This window comes from Rhodoferax sp. SPJ4 (assembly GCF_058216275.1).
In genome coordinates, this window is the sequence record NZ_JBYZMN010000004.1 from 175,332 (window position 1) to 189,590 (window position 14,259).

At 65.7% G+C, this 14,259-nt stretch carries 15 protein-coding genes; 3 read left to right on the forward strand and 12 right to left on the reverse strand.

Translation table 11 applies throughout. The annotated features are described in order from the left end of the window. Positions 1-8 precede the first annotated feature (8 nt). The 3 genes from acsF to AC4BAR_RS13975 all read left to right on the forward strand — a co-directional run bounded on the left by acsF (position 9) and on the right by AC4BAR_RS13975 (position 2,971). Complete coding sequence (acsF, locus tag AC4BAR_RS13965; protein WP_490628492.1) at positions 9-1,091, forward strand: magnesium-protoporphyrin IX monomethyl ester (oxidative) cyclase; 1,083 nt, start codon at positions 9-11, stop codon at positions 1,089-1,091. A gap of 22 nt (positions 1,092-1,113) precedes the next feature. Then, the gene (gene puhE, locus AC4BAR_RS13970) at positions 1,114-1,896 is read left to right on the forward strand and encodes a putative photosynthetic complex assembly protein PuhE (RefSeq protein WP_490628493.1); all 783 of its coding nucleotides are present in this window, start codon (positions 1,114-1,116) and stop codon (positions 1,894-1,896) included. Positions 1,897-2,086: 190 nt separating this feature from the next. Beyond that, entirely contained in the window at positions 2,087-2,971 is an 885-nt protein-coding gene (locus AC4BAR_RS13975; RefSeq protein WP_490628494.1) for an RES domain-containing protein, read from the forward strand. 214 nt (positions 2,972-3,185) lie between these two features. Here AC4BAR_RS13975 and pufC read toward each other — a convergent pair whose 3' ends face one another. The 12 genes from pufC to AC4BAR_RS14035 form a co-directional block, all read right to left on the reverse strand. Continuing rightward, positions 3,186-4,217 carry a photosynthetic reaction center cytochrome PufC gene (pufC, locus tag AC4BAR_RS13980; RefSeq protein ID WP_490628495.1) on the reverse strand — a complete coding sequence of 344 codons (1,032 nt, stop codon included), beginning with the start codon at positions 4,215-4,217 and terminating at the stop codon, positions 3,186-3,188. Further along, positions 4,217-5,191, reverse strand: a complete 975-nt coding sequence (gene pufM, locus AC4BAR_RS13985; RefSeq protein ID WP_490628496.1) for a photosynthetic reaction center subunit M — start codon at positions 5,189-5,191, stop codon at positions 4,217-4,219. The genes pufC and pufM overlap by 1 nt, the downstream gene beginning before the upstream one ends. A 27-nt stretch (positions 5,192-5,218) precedes the next feature. Further along, a complete protein-coding gene (pufL, locus tag AC4BAR_RS13990) occupies positions 5,219-6,043 on the reverse strand; it encodes a photosynthetic reaction center subunit L (protein WP_490628497.1) in 825 nt (274 codons plus the stop codon). Between the two features lie 119 nt (positions 6,044-6,162). Continuing rightward, complete coding sequence (gene pufA, locus AC4BAR_RS13995) at positions 6,163-6,351, reverse strand: light-harvesting antenna LH1, alpha subunit (RefSeq protein ID WP_490628498.1); 189 nt, start codon at positions 6,349-6,351, stop codon at positions 6,163-6,165. A 12-nt stretch (positions 6,352-6,363) separates the two neighbouring features. Next, on the reverse strand, positions 6,364-6,576 hold the full coding sequence (locus AC4BAR_RS14000) for a hypothetical protein (RefSeq protein WP_490628499.1): 213 nt from the start codon (positions 6,574-6,576) through the stop codon (positions 6,364-6,366). A gap of 33 nt (positions 6,577-6,609) precedes the next feature. Continuing rightward, the gene (pufB, locus tag AC4BAR_RS14005) at positions 6,610-6,756 is read right to left on the reverse strand and encodes a light-harvesting antenna LH1, beta subunit (RefSeq protein ID WP_490628500.1); all 147 of its coding nucleotides are present in this window, start codon (positions 6,754-6,756) and stop codon (positions 6,610-6,612) included. A 131-nt stretch (positions 6,757-6,887) separates the two neighbouring features. Further along, the gene (bchZ, locus tag AC4BAR_RS14010) at positions 6,888-8,372 is read right to left on the reverse strand and encodes a chlorophyllide a reductase subunit Z (protein WP_490628501.1); all 1,485 of its coding nucleotides are present in this window, start codon (positions 8,370-8,372) and stop codon (positions 6,888-6,890) included. Then, positions 8,369-9,946, reverse strand: coding sequence for a chlorophyllide a reductase subunit Y (bchY, locus tag AC4BAR_RS14015; RefSeq protein WP_490628502.1), 1,578 nt, complete (start codon positions 9,944-9,946; stop codon positions 8,369-8,371). Before bchY ends, bchZ begins: the two co-directional genes overlap by 4 nt. A 10-nt stretch (positions 9,947-9,956) precedes the next feature. Next, positions 9,957-10,967: a chlorophyllide a reductase iron protein subunit X gene (locus AC4BAR_RS14020; RefSeq protein ID WP_490628503.1), complete on the reverse strand. Its 1,011-nt coding sequence runs from the start codon at positions 10,965-10,967 to the stop codon at positions 9,957-9,959. Then, positions 10,964-11,917 carry a chlorophyll synthesis pathway protein BchC gene (gene bchC / locus AC4BAR_RS14025; protein WP_490628504.1) on the reverse strand — a complete coding sequence of 318 codons (954 nt, stop codon included), beginning with the start codon at positions 11,915-11,917 and terminating at the stop codon, positions 10,964-10,966. The genes AC4BAR_RS14020 and bchC overlap by 4 nt, the downstream gene beginning before the upstream one ends. 141 nt (positions 11,918-12,058) lie before the next feature. Next, positions 12,059-13,237 (reverse strand): methyltransferase, encoded by a 1,179-nt coding sequence (locus AC4BAR_RS14030; RefSeq protein ID WP_490628505.1) that lies wholly within the window; start codon positions 13,235-13,237, stop codon positions 12,059-12,061. A gap of 10 nt (positions 13,238-13,247) precedes the next feature. Then, on the reverse strand, positions 13,248-14,147 hold the full coding sequence (locus AC4BAR_RS14035) for a polyprenyl synthetase family protein (RefSeq protein WP_490628506.1): 900 nt from the start codon (positions 14,145-14,147) through the stop codon (positions 13,248-13,250). Positions 14,148-14,259: the final 112 nt, after the last annotated feature.

Consider the following 14,259-nt stretch of genomic DNA (forward strand, 5'->3'; position numbering starts at 1 on the left):
AGCCCGCCATGGACACCCCCTTCACCGCACCGGTGGCCAGCTCGGAAGACGCGACCCGGATGGCCGAGGCCAACACCTTGCTGAGCCCCAAGTTCTACCGCACCGACTACGCCGCGATGAACCGCCTCGACGTGAGCCCGGTGCGCGCCGAATGGGACGCGATGATGGCCGAGTACGAGGGCGACAACAACCACGACCATTTCCAGCGCAACGCCCAGTTTGCCGACGAAGTGGCCACGCTGATGCCCAAGCTCAGCCCCGCGCTGCGCCAGGAGTTCATCGACTTCCTGATCAGCTCGGTGACCTCGGAGTTCTCGGGCTGTGTGCTGTACAACGAGATCCGCAAGAACGTCGACAACCCCGACATCAAGGCGCTGATGACCTTCATGGCGCGCGACGAATCGCGCCACGCCAGCTTCATCAACCAGTCGCTGAAAGACTTTGGCCTGGGTGTGGACCTGGGCGGCCTGAAGCGCACCAAGGCCTACACCTACTTCAAGCCCAAGTACATCTTCTACGCCACCTATTTGTCGGAGAAGATTGGCTACGCCCGCTACATCACCATCTTCCGCCAGCTGGAGCGCCACCCCGAGCTGCGCTTTCACCCCATCTTTCGCTGGTTCGAACGCTGGTGCAACGACGAGTTTCGCCACGGCGAATCGTTTGCGCTGATCATGCGGGCCAACCCGCATTTGCTGCGCGGCGGCAACCGGCTGTGGATACGCTTTTTCCTGCTGGCGGTGTACGCCACCATGTACGTGCGCGACCACACTCGCCCGGCGCTCAAACAGGCCATGGGCCTGGAACCCACGGCCTACGACTACGCGGTGTTCAACATCACCTCGGAAATCACCAAGCAGGTGTTCCCGCTGACGCTGGACACCGACCACCCGGCCTTCCGCGCCGGGCTGGACCGGCTGTTCCAGATCTCGCAGGCGCTGGCCGCCGCCAAGGCGCGTGGCGGCCTGGGTGGCCTGCTGGCCCAGGCCGGCCTGGCGGCCCAGGGCCTGGCCACCTTTGTGCGGCTGTACTGCCTGCCGGTCAAGCGCAACGACCTGCCGGCGCAGGTGCGCATGGCACCGGCCTGGTGAACCCACCCCCACCGGGCTGACCATGGGCCAGTATGTCTACCCGGTGCTGTACGCGCTGTTCATCTGGTGGTTCAGCACCGGGCTGATTCTGTACCTGGACGGCCTGCCGCAGCGCACCTTCAAATGGACCCTGGCGGGCACCACCGCCGTGCTGGCCATGGCCCTGGTGGGCATGGCCGTCAGCAGCAACGACAGCTCGGTGGCCGGGGCCTACTGCGGCTTCACCTGCGCGGTGCTGGTGTGGGCCTGGCAGGAGGTGGCGTTTCTGCTGGGCTACGTGACCGGCCCTCGCCGCACCGCCTGCCCGCCCTTCAGCGTGGGGTGGCAACGCGCCCGCTATGCCTTTCAGGCCGTGGCCCACCACGAGGCCGCGCTGGTGCTGCTGGCGCTGGCGGTGCTGGCCGCCACCTGGGGCGGCAGCAACCAGACCGGCTGGTGGACCTTTGTGATTTTGTGGCTGATGCGCCAGAGCGCCAAGCTCAATGTGTTTCTGGGCGTGCGCAACCTCAACGAGGGCTTTCTGCCGCCCCACCTGGCCTATCTGCAAACCTACTTCCGCCGCCAGCGGATGAACTTGCTGTTTCCGCTGTCGGTGTCGGTGTCCACCGGCTTTGCGGTGGTGCTGTGGCGCTCGGCAATGGCCCAGGCCGACACCGGCCACGACGCCACCCGCCTGACCTTTCTGGCCGCACTGATGTCGCTGGCCATTCTGGAGCACTGGTTCATGGTGCTGCCCCTGCCCAGCGAGGCGCTGTGGAAATGGGGGATGCGGTCGAGAGAGGCTACCAAGCCCACACTTCCCTAGCGCAATAGTGGCCGAGCCGGGAGCTAACGACAATCAAGTGAGATGGCACCCTTGCACAAAATCTAGCCAGAATTCGCATAGAACATGCAATCCGGCGCCATCTCGACGCGTGGCTAGCCAGTCAATCGAATGCTTACTAGACTGCTCGCTTCCGCCAAGCTTTAGGGGCGCCAAACTCGAGCACTAGATATTGAAACTCACTCTTGACCGCTGCGACGAACTCATCGAGTCTGCACTTCGTAGCAACACTCGAGAAACGTTTCAAAGTTTCGCCTCTCTTATTGTCGAAGACTTTGGAGTTCTTTCGTTTGGAATTCCCCGAAGCTCAACTTACTGGCGGGCTCGTATCCTCGAGAAGGAGCGATACGACCTGTTAAAGGAAATTGACTATCCCAAGGCCGAGCTGGTCAAGCGACCAGGCCGATTGAACGACATTCATGACCCGTGGTTCTACGTTTCGAGTACGCTGGAAACGGCGGTAGCAGAGGTGCAAGCTTCGCCAGGTCAGTTAGTGCAGGTGGCAGGATTCCGAATTATTCCAGACGCAATTCTTAAGCTAGTTTTTCTCGGCGAATACCACAACGTTTACAAGCGCGGTTTCACAAGTTATTTTGGAAGTGACCCGGGTCACACCATTAAAAATATTCTCAATAAGTACTCGTTTTCTGAGTTGCAACTACATCTGTTAGTCGACAAGTTTCTTGCTCACATTATTTCTAACAAGGAGGCGAGCCGGCATGAATATCTGCACAGCCGAGCACTCCGTGACTTGTTGTTGGTCAAGACCAATGCCCACGGCATAGCTTTCCCAAGCGCGCAAGACCCCGGCGGAACCAATTTCGGTGTTTTGCCAGTGCCATCTGACAGGCTATTTCAAAATGTGTGCTGCCTGGTCGTCAAGATCGGAAAGAAGCGCGCTTTCGCGCAAAGCGACCTTGAATTTGTTGGTGTAGCTACTGGGCTAACTGAAGATCGGATGAAGTTCGTCTGGAGCCTAGAGACAAAACCAACTCGGATCGCCATGTACAACATGACTCGGGCAGAATATTTGAATCAAAGTTCCACGAAGCCCTGACCGGCTCATCAATCCGGAGTTACTTTGCGGACCGACTGAGTTCAAATATTGACCGACGCTTTTCTCGTTTGGTCTTTCGAACGCTGGCTACACATGGTTGGCTTGAGGGCGCCAAGACGTTGCGGCCTCAAGGCTTAAGGCCTTAACAGCCGCAAACAAAAAAAGCCCCGGGGCACAAAGGCCCCGGGGCTTGGCACGGCGGACGGGTCGCCGGCTATTTGGCGGCGGCGGTCTGGGCCACCGCTTTGTGCAGGCTGGCCAGCTCCGGGTGGTCTTTGAGCATGCTGGCGCCGTTGAGAGGTTTGTAGGCGCCCTGGTGGCAGGTGGCGCAGTTCACCTTGGCCACGTCGCCGGTGGGGCCCAGGCGGTTGGGCGGGAAGGTGTTGGTGAGCGGCACCAGGTAGTCGGTGTTGAGCTCACGCACCATGCGGATGCCATACCAGGCCGTGCCGCGCTGCGGCGGGCTGCTGCTCCAGTCGGAGAACGCGCGGCTGTTGTGGCAGTAGGTGCAGTTCACCCCCAGCGAGTCCGACATGTGCATCATCAGGCTGTAGGTGAACTCGGCCTGTTTGGTGGACATGCGGTTCCCCGAGGGCAAGGCGCTGGTGCCCACCACGCGGATGGGTTTGTCTTGCGACAAGAAGGGCGTGAACGGGTCGTACGGCAATGCGGCCAGCGCCACCGTGGTGGCCGGGCTGTTCTGGCCGGCGCGGCTGCCGGCCAGGCGGGCGTCTTGTTTCAGCGGGGCCGGCGCCTGCCAGATGGCCGAGGGCACGGGGTTGCCGCGGTGGCAGGTGTAGCAGGTCACACCGGTGCCGGCGACGTGGGTCTTCCAGTCCTGGTTGATGTGCTGTGTCATCTGCACCATGCGGCGCGCCACCACCTTGGTGTACTTGCTGTCGTCGGCAAAGTTGGCCGGGTTGTGGCAGTAGGTGCAGCCCTCTTTGGGCGCCACCCAGTTGCTCATGGCCGTCATCAACCGGGTGAACTCGCCCACGCTCAAATCACCCAGCACCTTGACGTTCTGGTACACCTGCCCGGCCTTGGGGCCGTCGGCGCTGGCCGGTGGCAAGGCCTCGGGCACGGCGTGGGTGGACGCCTTGAGCGCCACGGTGCGCGGGTTGTAGACCTGTTCCATGCCGGTGCCGCGGTAGCCGCGCTGCACCGAATCCACAGGGGGGCGTTCGCAGCCGGACAACAGGGCGGCTGCGGCCAGCACCAGGCCGATGGCTTGGAGGGTTCTCATCACTTGACTCCCTGAAGAAGCGCGGGGTCAGCCACCGCCGGGAACACACTGGGGTACATGGGTGCCACCCCATGCTTCACAGCCCACAAATACCAGTTGTCCACCACGGTGCCGGTGAGCAGGATGCCGATGCCGCCGCACAGCGGGCACAGCACCGCAAACCACCAGCCCCAGCGGTGGATGGATTCCATGGTGGCGTTGAAGCCCATGGTCCAGCGCCAGAACAGCGCGGCACGTTCCGAGGCGGTGCCACGGTCCACGATCTGCTCGATCTCGCGCTCGCCGCCGAAGCGGCTCACCGCCAGGATGGTGGCGCCGTGCATCGCGAAGATCAGCGTCGCGCCGTACAAAAAGGCGATCGACAGCATGTGGAAGGGGTTGTAGAACAGGTTGCCGTAGCGGATGGAGAAGGCGGCCGTCCAGTCCAGGTGGGGGAAGATGCCAAAGGGCACGGCCTCACCCCAGCTGCCCATCAGCAGCGGGCGGAAGAAGCCCAGCACCAGAAACAGCCAGATGGCGGCGGCAAAGGCCCAGGCCACATGGGTGCCCATGCCCAGCGCCTTGGCGCGGCGGTACATGCGCACCCACCACAGCAGCAGCGACAGCGTCAGAAAGAAGCCGGCCATCAGCCACCAGCCGCCTTCGTTGAGCGCCGGAATTTTCAGGCCGTTGGCCGGGGCCGGCGGCTCCAGCGCCAGCCAGAAGAACTGGCGGGCGAACTGGATCGGGTCCCAGTTCACCGAGGCCAGCATGTTCAGGCCGATGATCTCGAAGGCCACAAAAAAGCAGATCGCCGAGGCCAGGCCGAACCAGCCCAGGTAAATGGGGCCCAGCTGGGCATCGCCCAGCCGGCCGAACAGATGAACGTGGGTGGGTGTGCCTTCGCGCTCGTTGCCGTCGCGTGCCAGCGGCACACCGGGGTAGGACGGCGCCAGCACCTGCACCTGCGTGAAAAGGTTTTGATATTCAGCCATGTGTGTCTCCTGGGGCAGTGGGTGCGTTCAGCGCCAGATTTGCATGTTCAGCCACCAGCCCCACCACTCGGGCCAGCCGCGGGTCCAGAAGGGGCCACTGATGACGATGCACACCGCGCTCCAGAACACCGCGGCCAGCGCCAGGAACAGGCCCAGGCGGTGGATGCCCAGCGTGCCGATGGAGTAGCCGATGGTGTCGCGGAAGAAGGTGTTTTCGTGTTCCGGTGTTTTTACCGGTTCGCCGGCCTGCGGGTTGGTGGCCGACAGGATCAGCGCGCCGTGCAGCGACAGCGCGAAGGTGGTGGCAAAGAAGAAGCTCACCCCCAGCATGTGGGCCGGGTTGTAGTGAAAGTGCAGGTACTGGTAGCCGGTGTTGGACACCCAGTCGAGGTGGCTCATGATGCCGTAGGGGAAGCCATGGCCCCAGGCGCCCATCAGCACCGGGCGGACCACCACCAGCGTGACGTAGGCGCCGATGGCAAACGAAAAGGCCACCGGCACGTGGTAACCCATGCCCAGCTTGCGGCAGATCTCCACCTCACGCAGCGCCCAGGACACAAAAGCCCCGATGGCACAGACCGTGATGAGCTGCCACAGGCCGCCCTTGAGCAGCGGCGCCATGCCCAGGCCGTACGACAGGTCGGGCGGCGCGATGTTGATCTGCCAGAGGTTCCAGGTGCCGCCCTGGGATGCGCCCCAGGCGATCATCAGAATGCCCAGCACAGCGCAGAAGATCGTTGTGACCCCGAAGAAGCCGACGTAGAACGGCCCTACCCAGAAATCAAACAAATCCCCGCCCAGCAGGGTGCCCCCGCGGACGCGGTACTTTCTTTCAAAACTGAGCATGGACATGGTCAACTCCTCCGGACGGACGGCGGCCTGCGAGCCGCGTCCCGACGAAAACCTTGGAGGTGAACAGGGTCAGGGCAGCCGGCCCCAACCCCGTTCCCCGGGGTGGCAAAACGCCGCCGCTATTTGCCGGCTGCCGGCGCCGGCATGGCCGTGTTTTGGGCCGCAATGGCTTTGGAACCACCGTCCAGCCAGTTGAACCTGCCGGTGCTGAGCAAGATGAAATGAATCACGATTGCCAGCACAAACAGAAACGTGAACAACGCGACCAGCGCACGGCGCGGGTCGAAAAGCATCCAAATTCTCCACATGATTCCGATCTCCTAACTTAAATGCGACATGAAGGTATAAACAGCCGATTTGACGCCGCCAATCATCGACTTCTCGCTCTCGGCTCCAGGGAACCAAGGGCGCCATTGCAGGGTGAGCACCTGTGCCACGAGGGCCACCATCAACACCAAGGTGAAGCCCATCCAGAAGATGCTGCCAAACGCTCGGGACTCGTCTTTCAGCAACAGCGAAATGGAACTGGTCATTGGGTCATTCATAGCGTTCCCCCTGTGGGTGGTTTAGAGCCAGGGACGCCAGGCCCAGACGAGCACGTGCGCCACGATGGCTACCACGGTGAACCCTATGAAACTGCTCATAAAGATCCCGTGGAACTCCTTTGCCTCTGTTTCCGTCAGGCCGGAAAGCGAGCCTGTTCTGTCTGCCATAAAAATTTCCTTTGCTTAAATGGCCTGACGGCCGTCGTCGCGCCAATCCCGCGCGACAGGGGTAGCCGCAGCGGTTGCCACGACATCGGGTGTGCCCGGCCAGGCCGGACAGGTTCTGAAAATCAAACGGGTCATGCGGTCGCCCCCTGGCGCAAGGCCTCGCGGGCCCGGGCCACACGCTCGGCGGTGACGCGGTCCTCACCGGCCTGGCGGGCGTCGCGCTCGGCGCGGTCGCGCAGCCGCTTGGCCGCCGAGATCTGCACCAGCACCGGCTCGGTCTGCACAAACTCGGCCAGCGCGGCATGGGCGTCGTCGTCCCAGGGCCGCATGTCTTCGGCCAGCACGCGGGCGGGTGTGGGGTCGACCTGGTCGAGCTGGGTGCCCAGCGGCAGGATGTGGAACAGCGCATCGAACAGCGCGTTGCAGAATTCCTGAATGAGGTAGGTGGCGCCGGCATAGCCCATGAAGGGGGTGCCGGTGTGGCGCCGGATGATGGCGCCGGGGAACGAGGCCGGGATGAAGGTGGCGCGCATGGGCGAGCCACCGCCACCGCCTTCGGCTAGGTACATGCGTTCGTTGTAGCTGCCGTACATCACCAGTGGCGGTTTGTCGCGCACCAGCTGGCGCACCGCCTCGTTGTCGGTTTTCTCGCCGGGCTTGCGGGCCACCGCAAAGTTGCAGGGCAGGCCCATCTCGTCTTCAAGGAAATGGCGCAGGCCGCGGGTGTAGGTTTCGTTGGCCACCACCGCAAAGCTGGCGGTGCCAAAGAAGTCCTGCGTGACCGAGCGCCACAAATCCCAGATGGGTTTGATGGTGGTGTGCTTTTCCCGTTCGATGAAGGGCTCGGGGTCCAGCCCCAGCATGCCGCCCAGCGTGCGCAAGAACTTGGTGGTGCTGTGCAGGCCAATCGGCGCCTGCAAATAAGGCCGGTCCAGCGCCTCGCACAGCATGCGGCCGAACTCGCGGTACATGCAGATGTTCACATCGGCTTCCACCAGCCGCGACACATCAGCCAGGTGGCTGCCCAGCGGGAACACCATGTTGACCTCGGCGCCGATGCCTTGCACCAGCCGGCGGATCTCGGCCAGGTCGCTGGGCATGTTGAAGGTGCCGTAGCTCGGGCCGATGATGTTGACGCGTGGCTTCTCGCCGGCCGGCCGTTCGGCAAAGGGCTTGCGGGCCGGCACCTTCTTCATGCCGTACTCGCTCCACAGCCAGAACATCGCGCGGTTGGCGCATTGCCACTGGTCTTCGTCGATGGTGCGCGGCAGAAAGCGCAGGATGTTGGTGCCCTCGGGCGTGACGCCGCCGCCGATCATCTCGGCAATCGAACCCGTCACCACCACCGATGGCAGGTCGGGGTCCAGCGTGGCGTGGGCGCGCTTCATCGCGCCCTCGGTGCCTTCGCGGCCCAGCTGTTCCTCGGCCAGGCCGGTCACCACAATCGGCAACTCGTGTGGTGGCAGCGCGTCGCTGTAGTGCAGCACCGAGGTCACCGGCAGGTTCTCGCAGCCCACCGGGCCGTCGATGACGACCTGCAGGCCCTTGATGGCGGTGAACACATACACGGCGCCCCAATAGCCGCCGGCCCGGTCGTGGTCGATGACGTAGCTCACACCATCTCCTCGGCTTTGCGCTTCTTCATCAGCTTGAGCAGCTGACGGCGGGTTTCGGCCTTGAACTCGGGCCTGTCCTTGGGCGACTCCTGGCCGGCTTCCCAGACGCCGGAGGCATGGCCTTCGCCGGTGCTGCCAAAGAAGTCTTTCATGGCCTGGAAGCGGCCCTTGTTGGCAATGGCGGCGTTGACCACCTGGGCCAGCGAGCCGGCACCGGCCGGGCCCATCAGCGGGCGGGCGGAGATGAGGTTGGTGAAGTACAGCGCGGGAATGGTGGCCTGCTTGGCGGCCTGCACCACCGGCGTGGTGCCAATCGCCAGATCGGGCTGGTACTCGGCCATGGCGGCGAGGTCTTGTTCCAGCGAGGCGCGGTACTGCACTTGCACGCCCTTGGCTTCCAGCCACTGGCGGTCGGCCTCGCTCCAGGCGGTGCGCGGGCAGGCCGTGCCCACGTAGCGCAGGTCAGCGCCGCTTTCCACCAGCAGCCGGCCCACCAGCAGCTCCGAGCCCTCGTAGCCGCTGAGCGTGATGCGGCCATTGATGGGCGTTTTGGCCAGCGCGCCACGGATGGCCGGCAGGAAGCGGTTTTTGGCCGCGTCGATCTTGGCTTGGGCCACGTTGGTGGCCTGGCCGATGGCCTGCAGCCAGTCCTCGGTGCCGTCGTGACCCACCGGGGCCGAACCCACGGCCGGCCGGCCGGCCGCCTCGAACTCGCGCAGGCTGGCGGTGTAGAAGGGGTGGATGGCGGCCACCGCGCTGCAGTCGAGTGCGGCATACAGCTCGCGCCACTCGCGGGTGGGCACCACCGGGCCGGCGGCCAGGCCCAGCGGCTCCAGCATCATGCCAATCACCACCGGGTCGGCCGGGAACATCTCGCCCAGCAGCGCGATGGTGGGCTTGTCGGCCCGGCCATTTTTGTCGTAACCACGCGGCGCCTGCACCGGGCCGGCTTCGGCCTCGCTGCGGGCGTAGCGCAGCATGGCGCCGGCCAGCACGTCCTTGGCCTCCGCATGGGTGGGCACACCAAAGCCTGGCACGTCGATGCCGATGATGCGCACGCCGTTGATTTCCTTGGGCAGGATTTGCAGCGGCACGCCGCTGGCGGTGGGCACACACAGGTTGATGATGACGATGGCGTCGTACAGCGCCGGGTCGGCCTGCTGGTGCACCGCGTCGCGGATGTCCTCGAACAGCTTGCCGGTGACCAGGCTTTCGCTGTTGAAGGGCACGTAGCCCACGCTGCGGCGGGCGCCGTAGAAATGCGAGGTGAAGGTCAGGCCATACACGCAGCAGGCCGAACCCGACAGGATGGTGGCGGTGCGGCGCATGCGCAGGCCCACTCGCAGCGAACCAAAGGCCGGGCACATGCTCTGCGGCTGGTCGTGCGGGCCCTTGGGGTAGTCGCGGGCGTACTGGTCCAGCACCTCGCTCTTGCCGGCCGACTTGGCTGCCGCCAGCAACTGGCTGCCGCCGGCATGGCAACCCATGCCGTCACCTTCCAGCGTGGTGTGGCTGACCCCCGGCGCGGTGGGCGACACCGACTCGGCAGGCAGGATGGGAATGGTTTTGGCCATGGGGTGGTGCTCAGACTTCGTCGTAGACGACTTCGAGGGTTTCCTTGACGACTTCCTTCTTGCCACACATGTCGAACTGCGTGGCCGGTTCCAGCACCACGTCGCGGCCCACGGCGGAGGCCGAGAACAGGCCCAGCAACTGGTCTTGCGACATCGGCTTGGGCCGCACCGGCAGCGAGGTGCCGACGTTTTCGGCCAGCTGCTCGAACATCGGGCCCCAGGCGGTGCCGGGCCGGCCGATGATTTCGTAGCTGGCGCTCTTGCGGCGGATGTCTTCGTTGGCGGGAATGGTGGACAGCACCGGAATGCCGACCTGGCTGGCAAAGGCCGCGGCTTCGCCGGTGCCGTCGTCGCGGTTGATCACCATGCCGGCCACACCCACATTGCCACCGAGCTTACGGAAATACTCGACCGCGCTGCAGACGTTGTTGGCCACGTACAGCGACTGCAAATCGTTGCTGGCCACCACAATGACCTTCTGGCACATGTCGCGGGCAATCGGCAGACCGAAGCCGCCGCAGACCACGTCGCCCAGAAAGTCGAGCAGCACGTAGTCAAAGCCCCAGTCGTGGAAGCCCAGCTTTTCCAGCAGCTCGAAGCCGTGGATGATGCCGCGGCCGCCGCAGCCCCGGCCGACCTCGGGGCCACCGAGTTCCATGGCGTAGACACCGTCGCGCTTGAAGCAGACGTCGCCAATCGCCACCGCCTCGCCGGCCAGCTTTTTCTTGGACGAGGTTTCGATGATGGTGGGGCAGGCCCGGCCGCCGAACAGCAGGCTGGTGGTGTCGCTCTTGGGGTCGCAGCCGATCAACAGCACCTTCTTGCCCTGCTGCGCCATCATGTAGCTCAGGTTGGCCAGCGTGAAGCTCTTGCCGATGCCACCCTTGCCGTAGATGGCGATGATCTGGGTTTCCTTGGTGACAGGCGCGGTGGACACCTGGTCGGGTTCGGCAGCCGCCTCGCTGCGCAGGCGCTCGACGAACTTGATCGGTGCGGTGGCCGGAATCGGTGAGGTGTTCATGCGCAATGTCTCCAGTCGAGAACCATCTTCAAACAGGCGGAATCGCCGAAAGCGGTGCGGTAGGCGTCGGCCGCCCGCTGCGGTTCGTCGTGGTGGGTGATCAGGCCGTCCAGCGACAGGCGGCCGGTTTCGGTGAGTTCACGCACCGCCAGCAGGTCGGGTTTTTGCCATTCGGCGGCGGCGCGGATGCTGACCTCGCGCATGAAGGCCGGGGCAAAGGCAAACGACAACGGCTCGCTGTAAAAGCCGGCCAGCACAATCTCGCCGCCCGGGGCCAGGCGGGCGATCAGCTGGTCCAGGATGCCGGCGGCGCCGCTGACGTCGTAGATGGCGCGGTAGTCGCGCCGCGGGTCGTCGTTGGGGGTCAGCACCGGGTAGCCCAGGCCGCCGCTGGCGCGCTCGGGGTTCAGCTCCCACACCGTGGGTGGCGGGAAACCACCGGCCACCGTCATCCGGGCCAGCAGGCGGCCCAGCACGCCGTGGCCCACAATCAAATCGGGCGGCACGATGCGTTCGCGTTTGCCGCCGCCGGCCACTGCGTGGTAGGCCGTGGCGGCCAGCGCCAGCAGCACCGCCTGCTCACCCAGGTGCTCGCTGATGGGCACGGCACGGTCGGCCGCCACCACCAGCTTGGAGGCGGCGCCGCCGAACAGGCCACGCACCTCGCCAAAACAACGGGCGCCGGGAATGAAAACCCGCTCACCCACCTGGCGGGGCGAGCCGTCGCGGGCCCACACCACCCGGCCCACCGACTCGTAACCCGGCACCAGCGGGTAGCCCATGCCGGGGAAGGCCGGCATCTCGCCGCTGTAGAGCAGCTTTTCGGTGCCGGTGCTGATACCACTGAACTCGATGTCGACCACGATGTCGTCGTCGCCGGCCGGCGTCAGGTCCAGGCAGCTCAGCGACAACTGGCCGGGCCGCTGCAAAACCACCGCTTGTGTCTTCATTGCAAAACCCCTTCCACAAAGACCCGAACCTCGGCACCACAGCGCATGCACACCAAGGTTTGTGTCAGACGGGATTGACGGCTCATAGTGTCATCCTATGTTTACCATTTGGAATGTCAATAGAGGTTTACACATTTCGCATCAGGTCATTGACACACCGGCGCGGGCCACCAGCACCCGGGTCTGCAAAGGCATGGGGTTGGCCAGCAATCGGGGCCTCTGAAAGCCGGCCTGACACAGCAGCGCCGACAGCTCGGCCGCACTGCGTGGCCGGCCCTGGCCCATGGCCAGCAGGTAGAAGCCGAAGTAGGCGTCGCCCATGGCCTCGGCGCCCGGGGTCTGGGCCATGGGCTCGGCGATCAGCACCTGGCCGCCCGGTGGCAGCGCGCGGTGCACCGCCTGCAGCAAGGCCAGCACGGCCGCGTCGTCGTGGTCGTGTAACACCCGCACCAGCGTCACCAGGTCGGCCCCGGTGGGCAAGGGCTGGTGCAGAAAACTGCCGCCCACCACCGTGACCCGGGGGCCCAGGCCCAGCGCCGACAAATGCGCCCGCGCCTGCGCGGCCACCGCCGGCAAATCCAACAGCGTCAGCGCCAGCGCCGGGTGGCGCTGGGCCACCTGGGCCAGAAAACTGCCGTTGCCGCCGCCGATGTCGAGCACATGGCGGTGCTGCGAGAAATCGTGGCTGTCCAGCACCTCGGAGGCCACCAGCGGCTGCGACGAGGCCATCAGTTCGGTGTAGCGCGCCACCTGCGCCGCTGGCAGCTCGGCCGACAGCGGCGCGGCCACCGCGCCGGCGTAAGGCCAGTAGCCGCCCAGCGCGGTGCTGCCCAGCTCACCGCGCAGCAAGGCCACCGGGTCGCGCAAATCGGCGTACAGCGCGGCATGGTGGGCCACCATGGCCGCCACCGGCTGGTTGCCCACCAGCACCGCGCCCAGCATGCCCAGGCCCAGCCGGCCCTGGCCACGCGGCTGCACCAGCTTGAGCGCGGTGGCGGCGCGCAGCAGCCGGCTGGCCGCCGCCTCGCTCAGCCCCAGGCGGGGCGCCAGCTGGGCCAGGGTTTGCGGGCCCTCGGCCAGCAGCTCGAACAAGCGCAGCTGCACACAGGCCAGCAGCACCTGCGAATAGACAAAGCCGGCCACCACATCGAACAGTGCGTTGGCACGCCGGTGGGCAATGGGTCGGGTGAGCCAGAAGCTGCTGGCCCAGCGGTGAAAACGCGGGCTGGCCAGCAGGCGGTTGCGCAGCCGGTGCCAGGCGTCGCCCCAGCGGACCCAGCGGCTGGGCGCGGCCGGCGGGAAGGCGGCGGCCACGGTCATGGGCCGGCGCTCAGGCGGCCATCAGCGCGGGCGGGGCGGTGCCGGTCAACCCGGCCGACCAGGCCTTGGGCACCAGCCGCTCGGACTCCATGGCCACCATGGCGCGCAGCCGGGCCGCGCCGCGGCAGTCGGGGATGGCGTGCATGGCACTGGCCACCAGCTGGTCGAAATGCGCGATGGCGCCGGCCAGGCCCAGCGTCCGGGCCGAGCTGGGGCGGTCGAGGGCGCGGTCCTGCCCCACCGGTTTGCCCAGCCACTGCGGGTCGGCCACCACGTCGCGGATGTCGTCGGCCACCTGGTAGGCCTCGCCCAGCCACTCGCCCAGGCCATGCCAGCGGGCCGGGTCGGCGCCGGCCGCCTGGGCACCGGCGGCGGTGGCGGCGACAAACAGCGCGCCGGTCTTGGCCCGCTGGTAGTCGCCCAAATCCAGCTGGGGCTCACATTCCCAGGACTGGCCCGCGACAATGCCGAACGGCGTGCCGGTGGCCTCCGCCACCGTCAGCAGCAAGGGCACCAGGCGGGTGGGCGCAGTGGCGGCGGCCAGTGCCAGTGACTGGAAGGCGCGCACGATCAGCGCGTCGCCGGCCAGCACCGCCAGCCGCTCGCCATAAGCCCGGTGCACCGACAGCTGGCCACGCCGGGTGGCGGCGTTGTCGAAACAGGGCAGGTCGTCGTGGACCAGCGAGGCGCAGTGCAGCAGCTCGATGGCCACTGCCGCGGCGTCGCTCAGCGCCGGTGCGTCGTCGCCGCAGGCCTGGGCCACCGCCAGGCAGAGCTGGGGCCGGATGCGCGCGCCACCGGGAAACACCGCGTGGCGCAGCGCCGCGGCCAGCCGGGGCGGGCCCTGGGGCGACTCGCCGGCGGCCAGGGCGGTATGCAATGCGCGCTCGATGCGGGTCAGGGGGTCCATGGCGTGCTCCGGTGGGTGCGTGGATGTGTCATACTAAATTGACACAATGAAATGTCAATCAATATAAACACACCCGCAGCGGCTGCCCCCTTGTGCACGGTCGCCGCCCAAC

What these genes read in the sequence shown, in the direction of transcription:
- pufA (WP_490628498.1), bottom strand. Translation starts at nt 6,351, where the DNA reads ATGTGGAGAATTTGGATGCTTTTCGACCCGCGCCGTGCGCTGGTCGCG.
- AC4BAR_RS14030 (WP_490628505.1), bottom strand. Translation starts at nt 13,237, where the DNA reads ATGACCGTGGCCGCCGCCTTCCCGCCGGCCGCGCCCAGCCGCTGGGTC.
- pufB (WP_490628500.1), bottom strand. Translation starts at nt 6,756, where the DNA reads ATGGCAGACAGAACAGGCTCGCTTTCCGGCCTGACGGAAACAGAGGCA.
- puhE (WP_490628493.1), top strand. Translation starts at nt 1,114, where the DNA reads ATGGGCCAGTATGTCTACCCGGTGCTGTACGCGCTGTTCATCTGGTGG.
- AC4BAR_RS14020 (WP_490628503.1), bottom strand. Translation starts at nt 10,967, where the DNA reads ATGAACACCTCACCGATTCCGGCCACCGCACCGATCAAGTTCGTCGAG.
- pufC (WP_490628495.1), bottom strand. Translation starts at nt 4,217, where the DNA reads ATGAGAACCCTCCAAGCCATCGGCCTGGTGCTGGCCGCAGCCGCCCTG.
- AC4BAR_RS14035 (WP_490628506.1), bottom strand. Translation starts at nt 14,147, where the DNA reads ATGGACCCCCTGACCCGCATCGAGCGCGCATTGCATACCGCCCTGGCC.
- AC4BAR_RS14000 (WP_490628499.1), bottom strand. Translation starts at nt 6,576, where the DNA reads ATGACCAGTTCCATTTCGCTGTTGCTGAAAGACGAGTCCCGAGCGTTT.
- acsF (WP_490628492.1), top strand. Translation starts at nt 9, where the DNA reads ATGGACACCCCCTTCACCGCACCGGTGGCCAGCTCGGAAGACGCGACC.
- pufM (WP_490628496.1), bottom strand. Translation starts at nt 5,191, where the DNA reads ATGGCTGAATATCAAAACCTTTTCACGCAGGTGCAGGTGCTGGCGCCG.
- bchC (WP_490628504.1), bottom strand. Translation starts at nt 11,917, where the DNA reads ATGAAGACACAAGCGGTGGTTTTGCAGCGGCCCGGCCAGTTGTCGCTG.
- pufL (WP_490628497.1), bottom strand. Translation starts at nt 6,043, where the DNA reads ATGTCCATGCTCAGTTTTGAAAGAAAGTACCGCGTCCGCGGGGGCACC.
- bchY (WP_490628502.1), bottom strand. Translation starts at nt 9,946, where the DNA reads ATGGCCAAAACCATTCCCATCCTGCCTGCCGAGTCGGTGTCGCCCACC.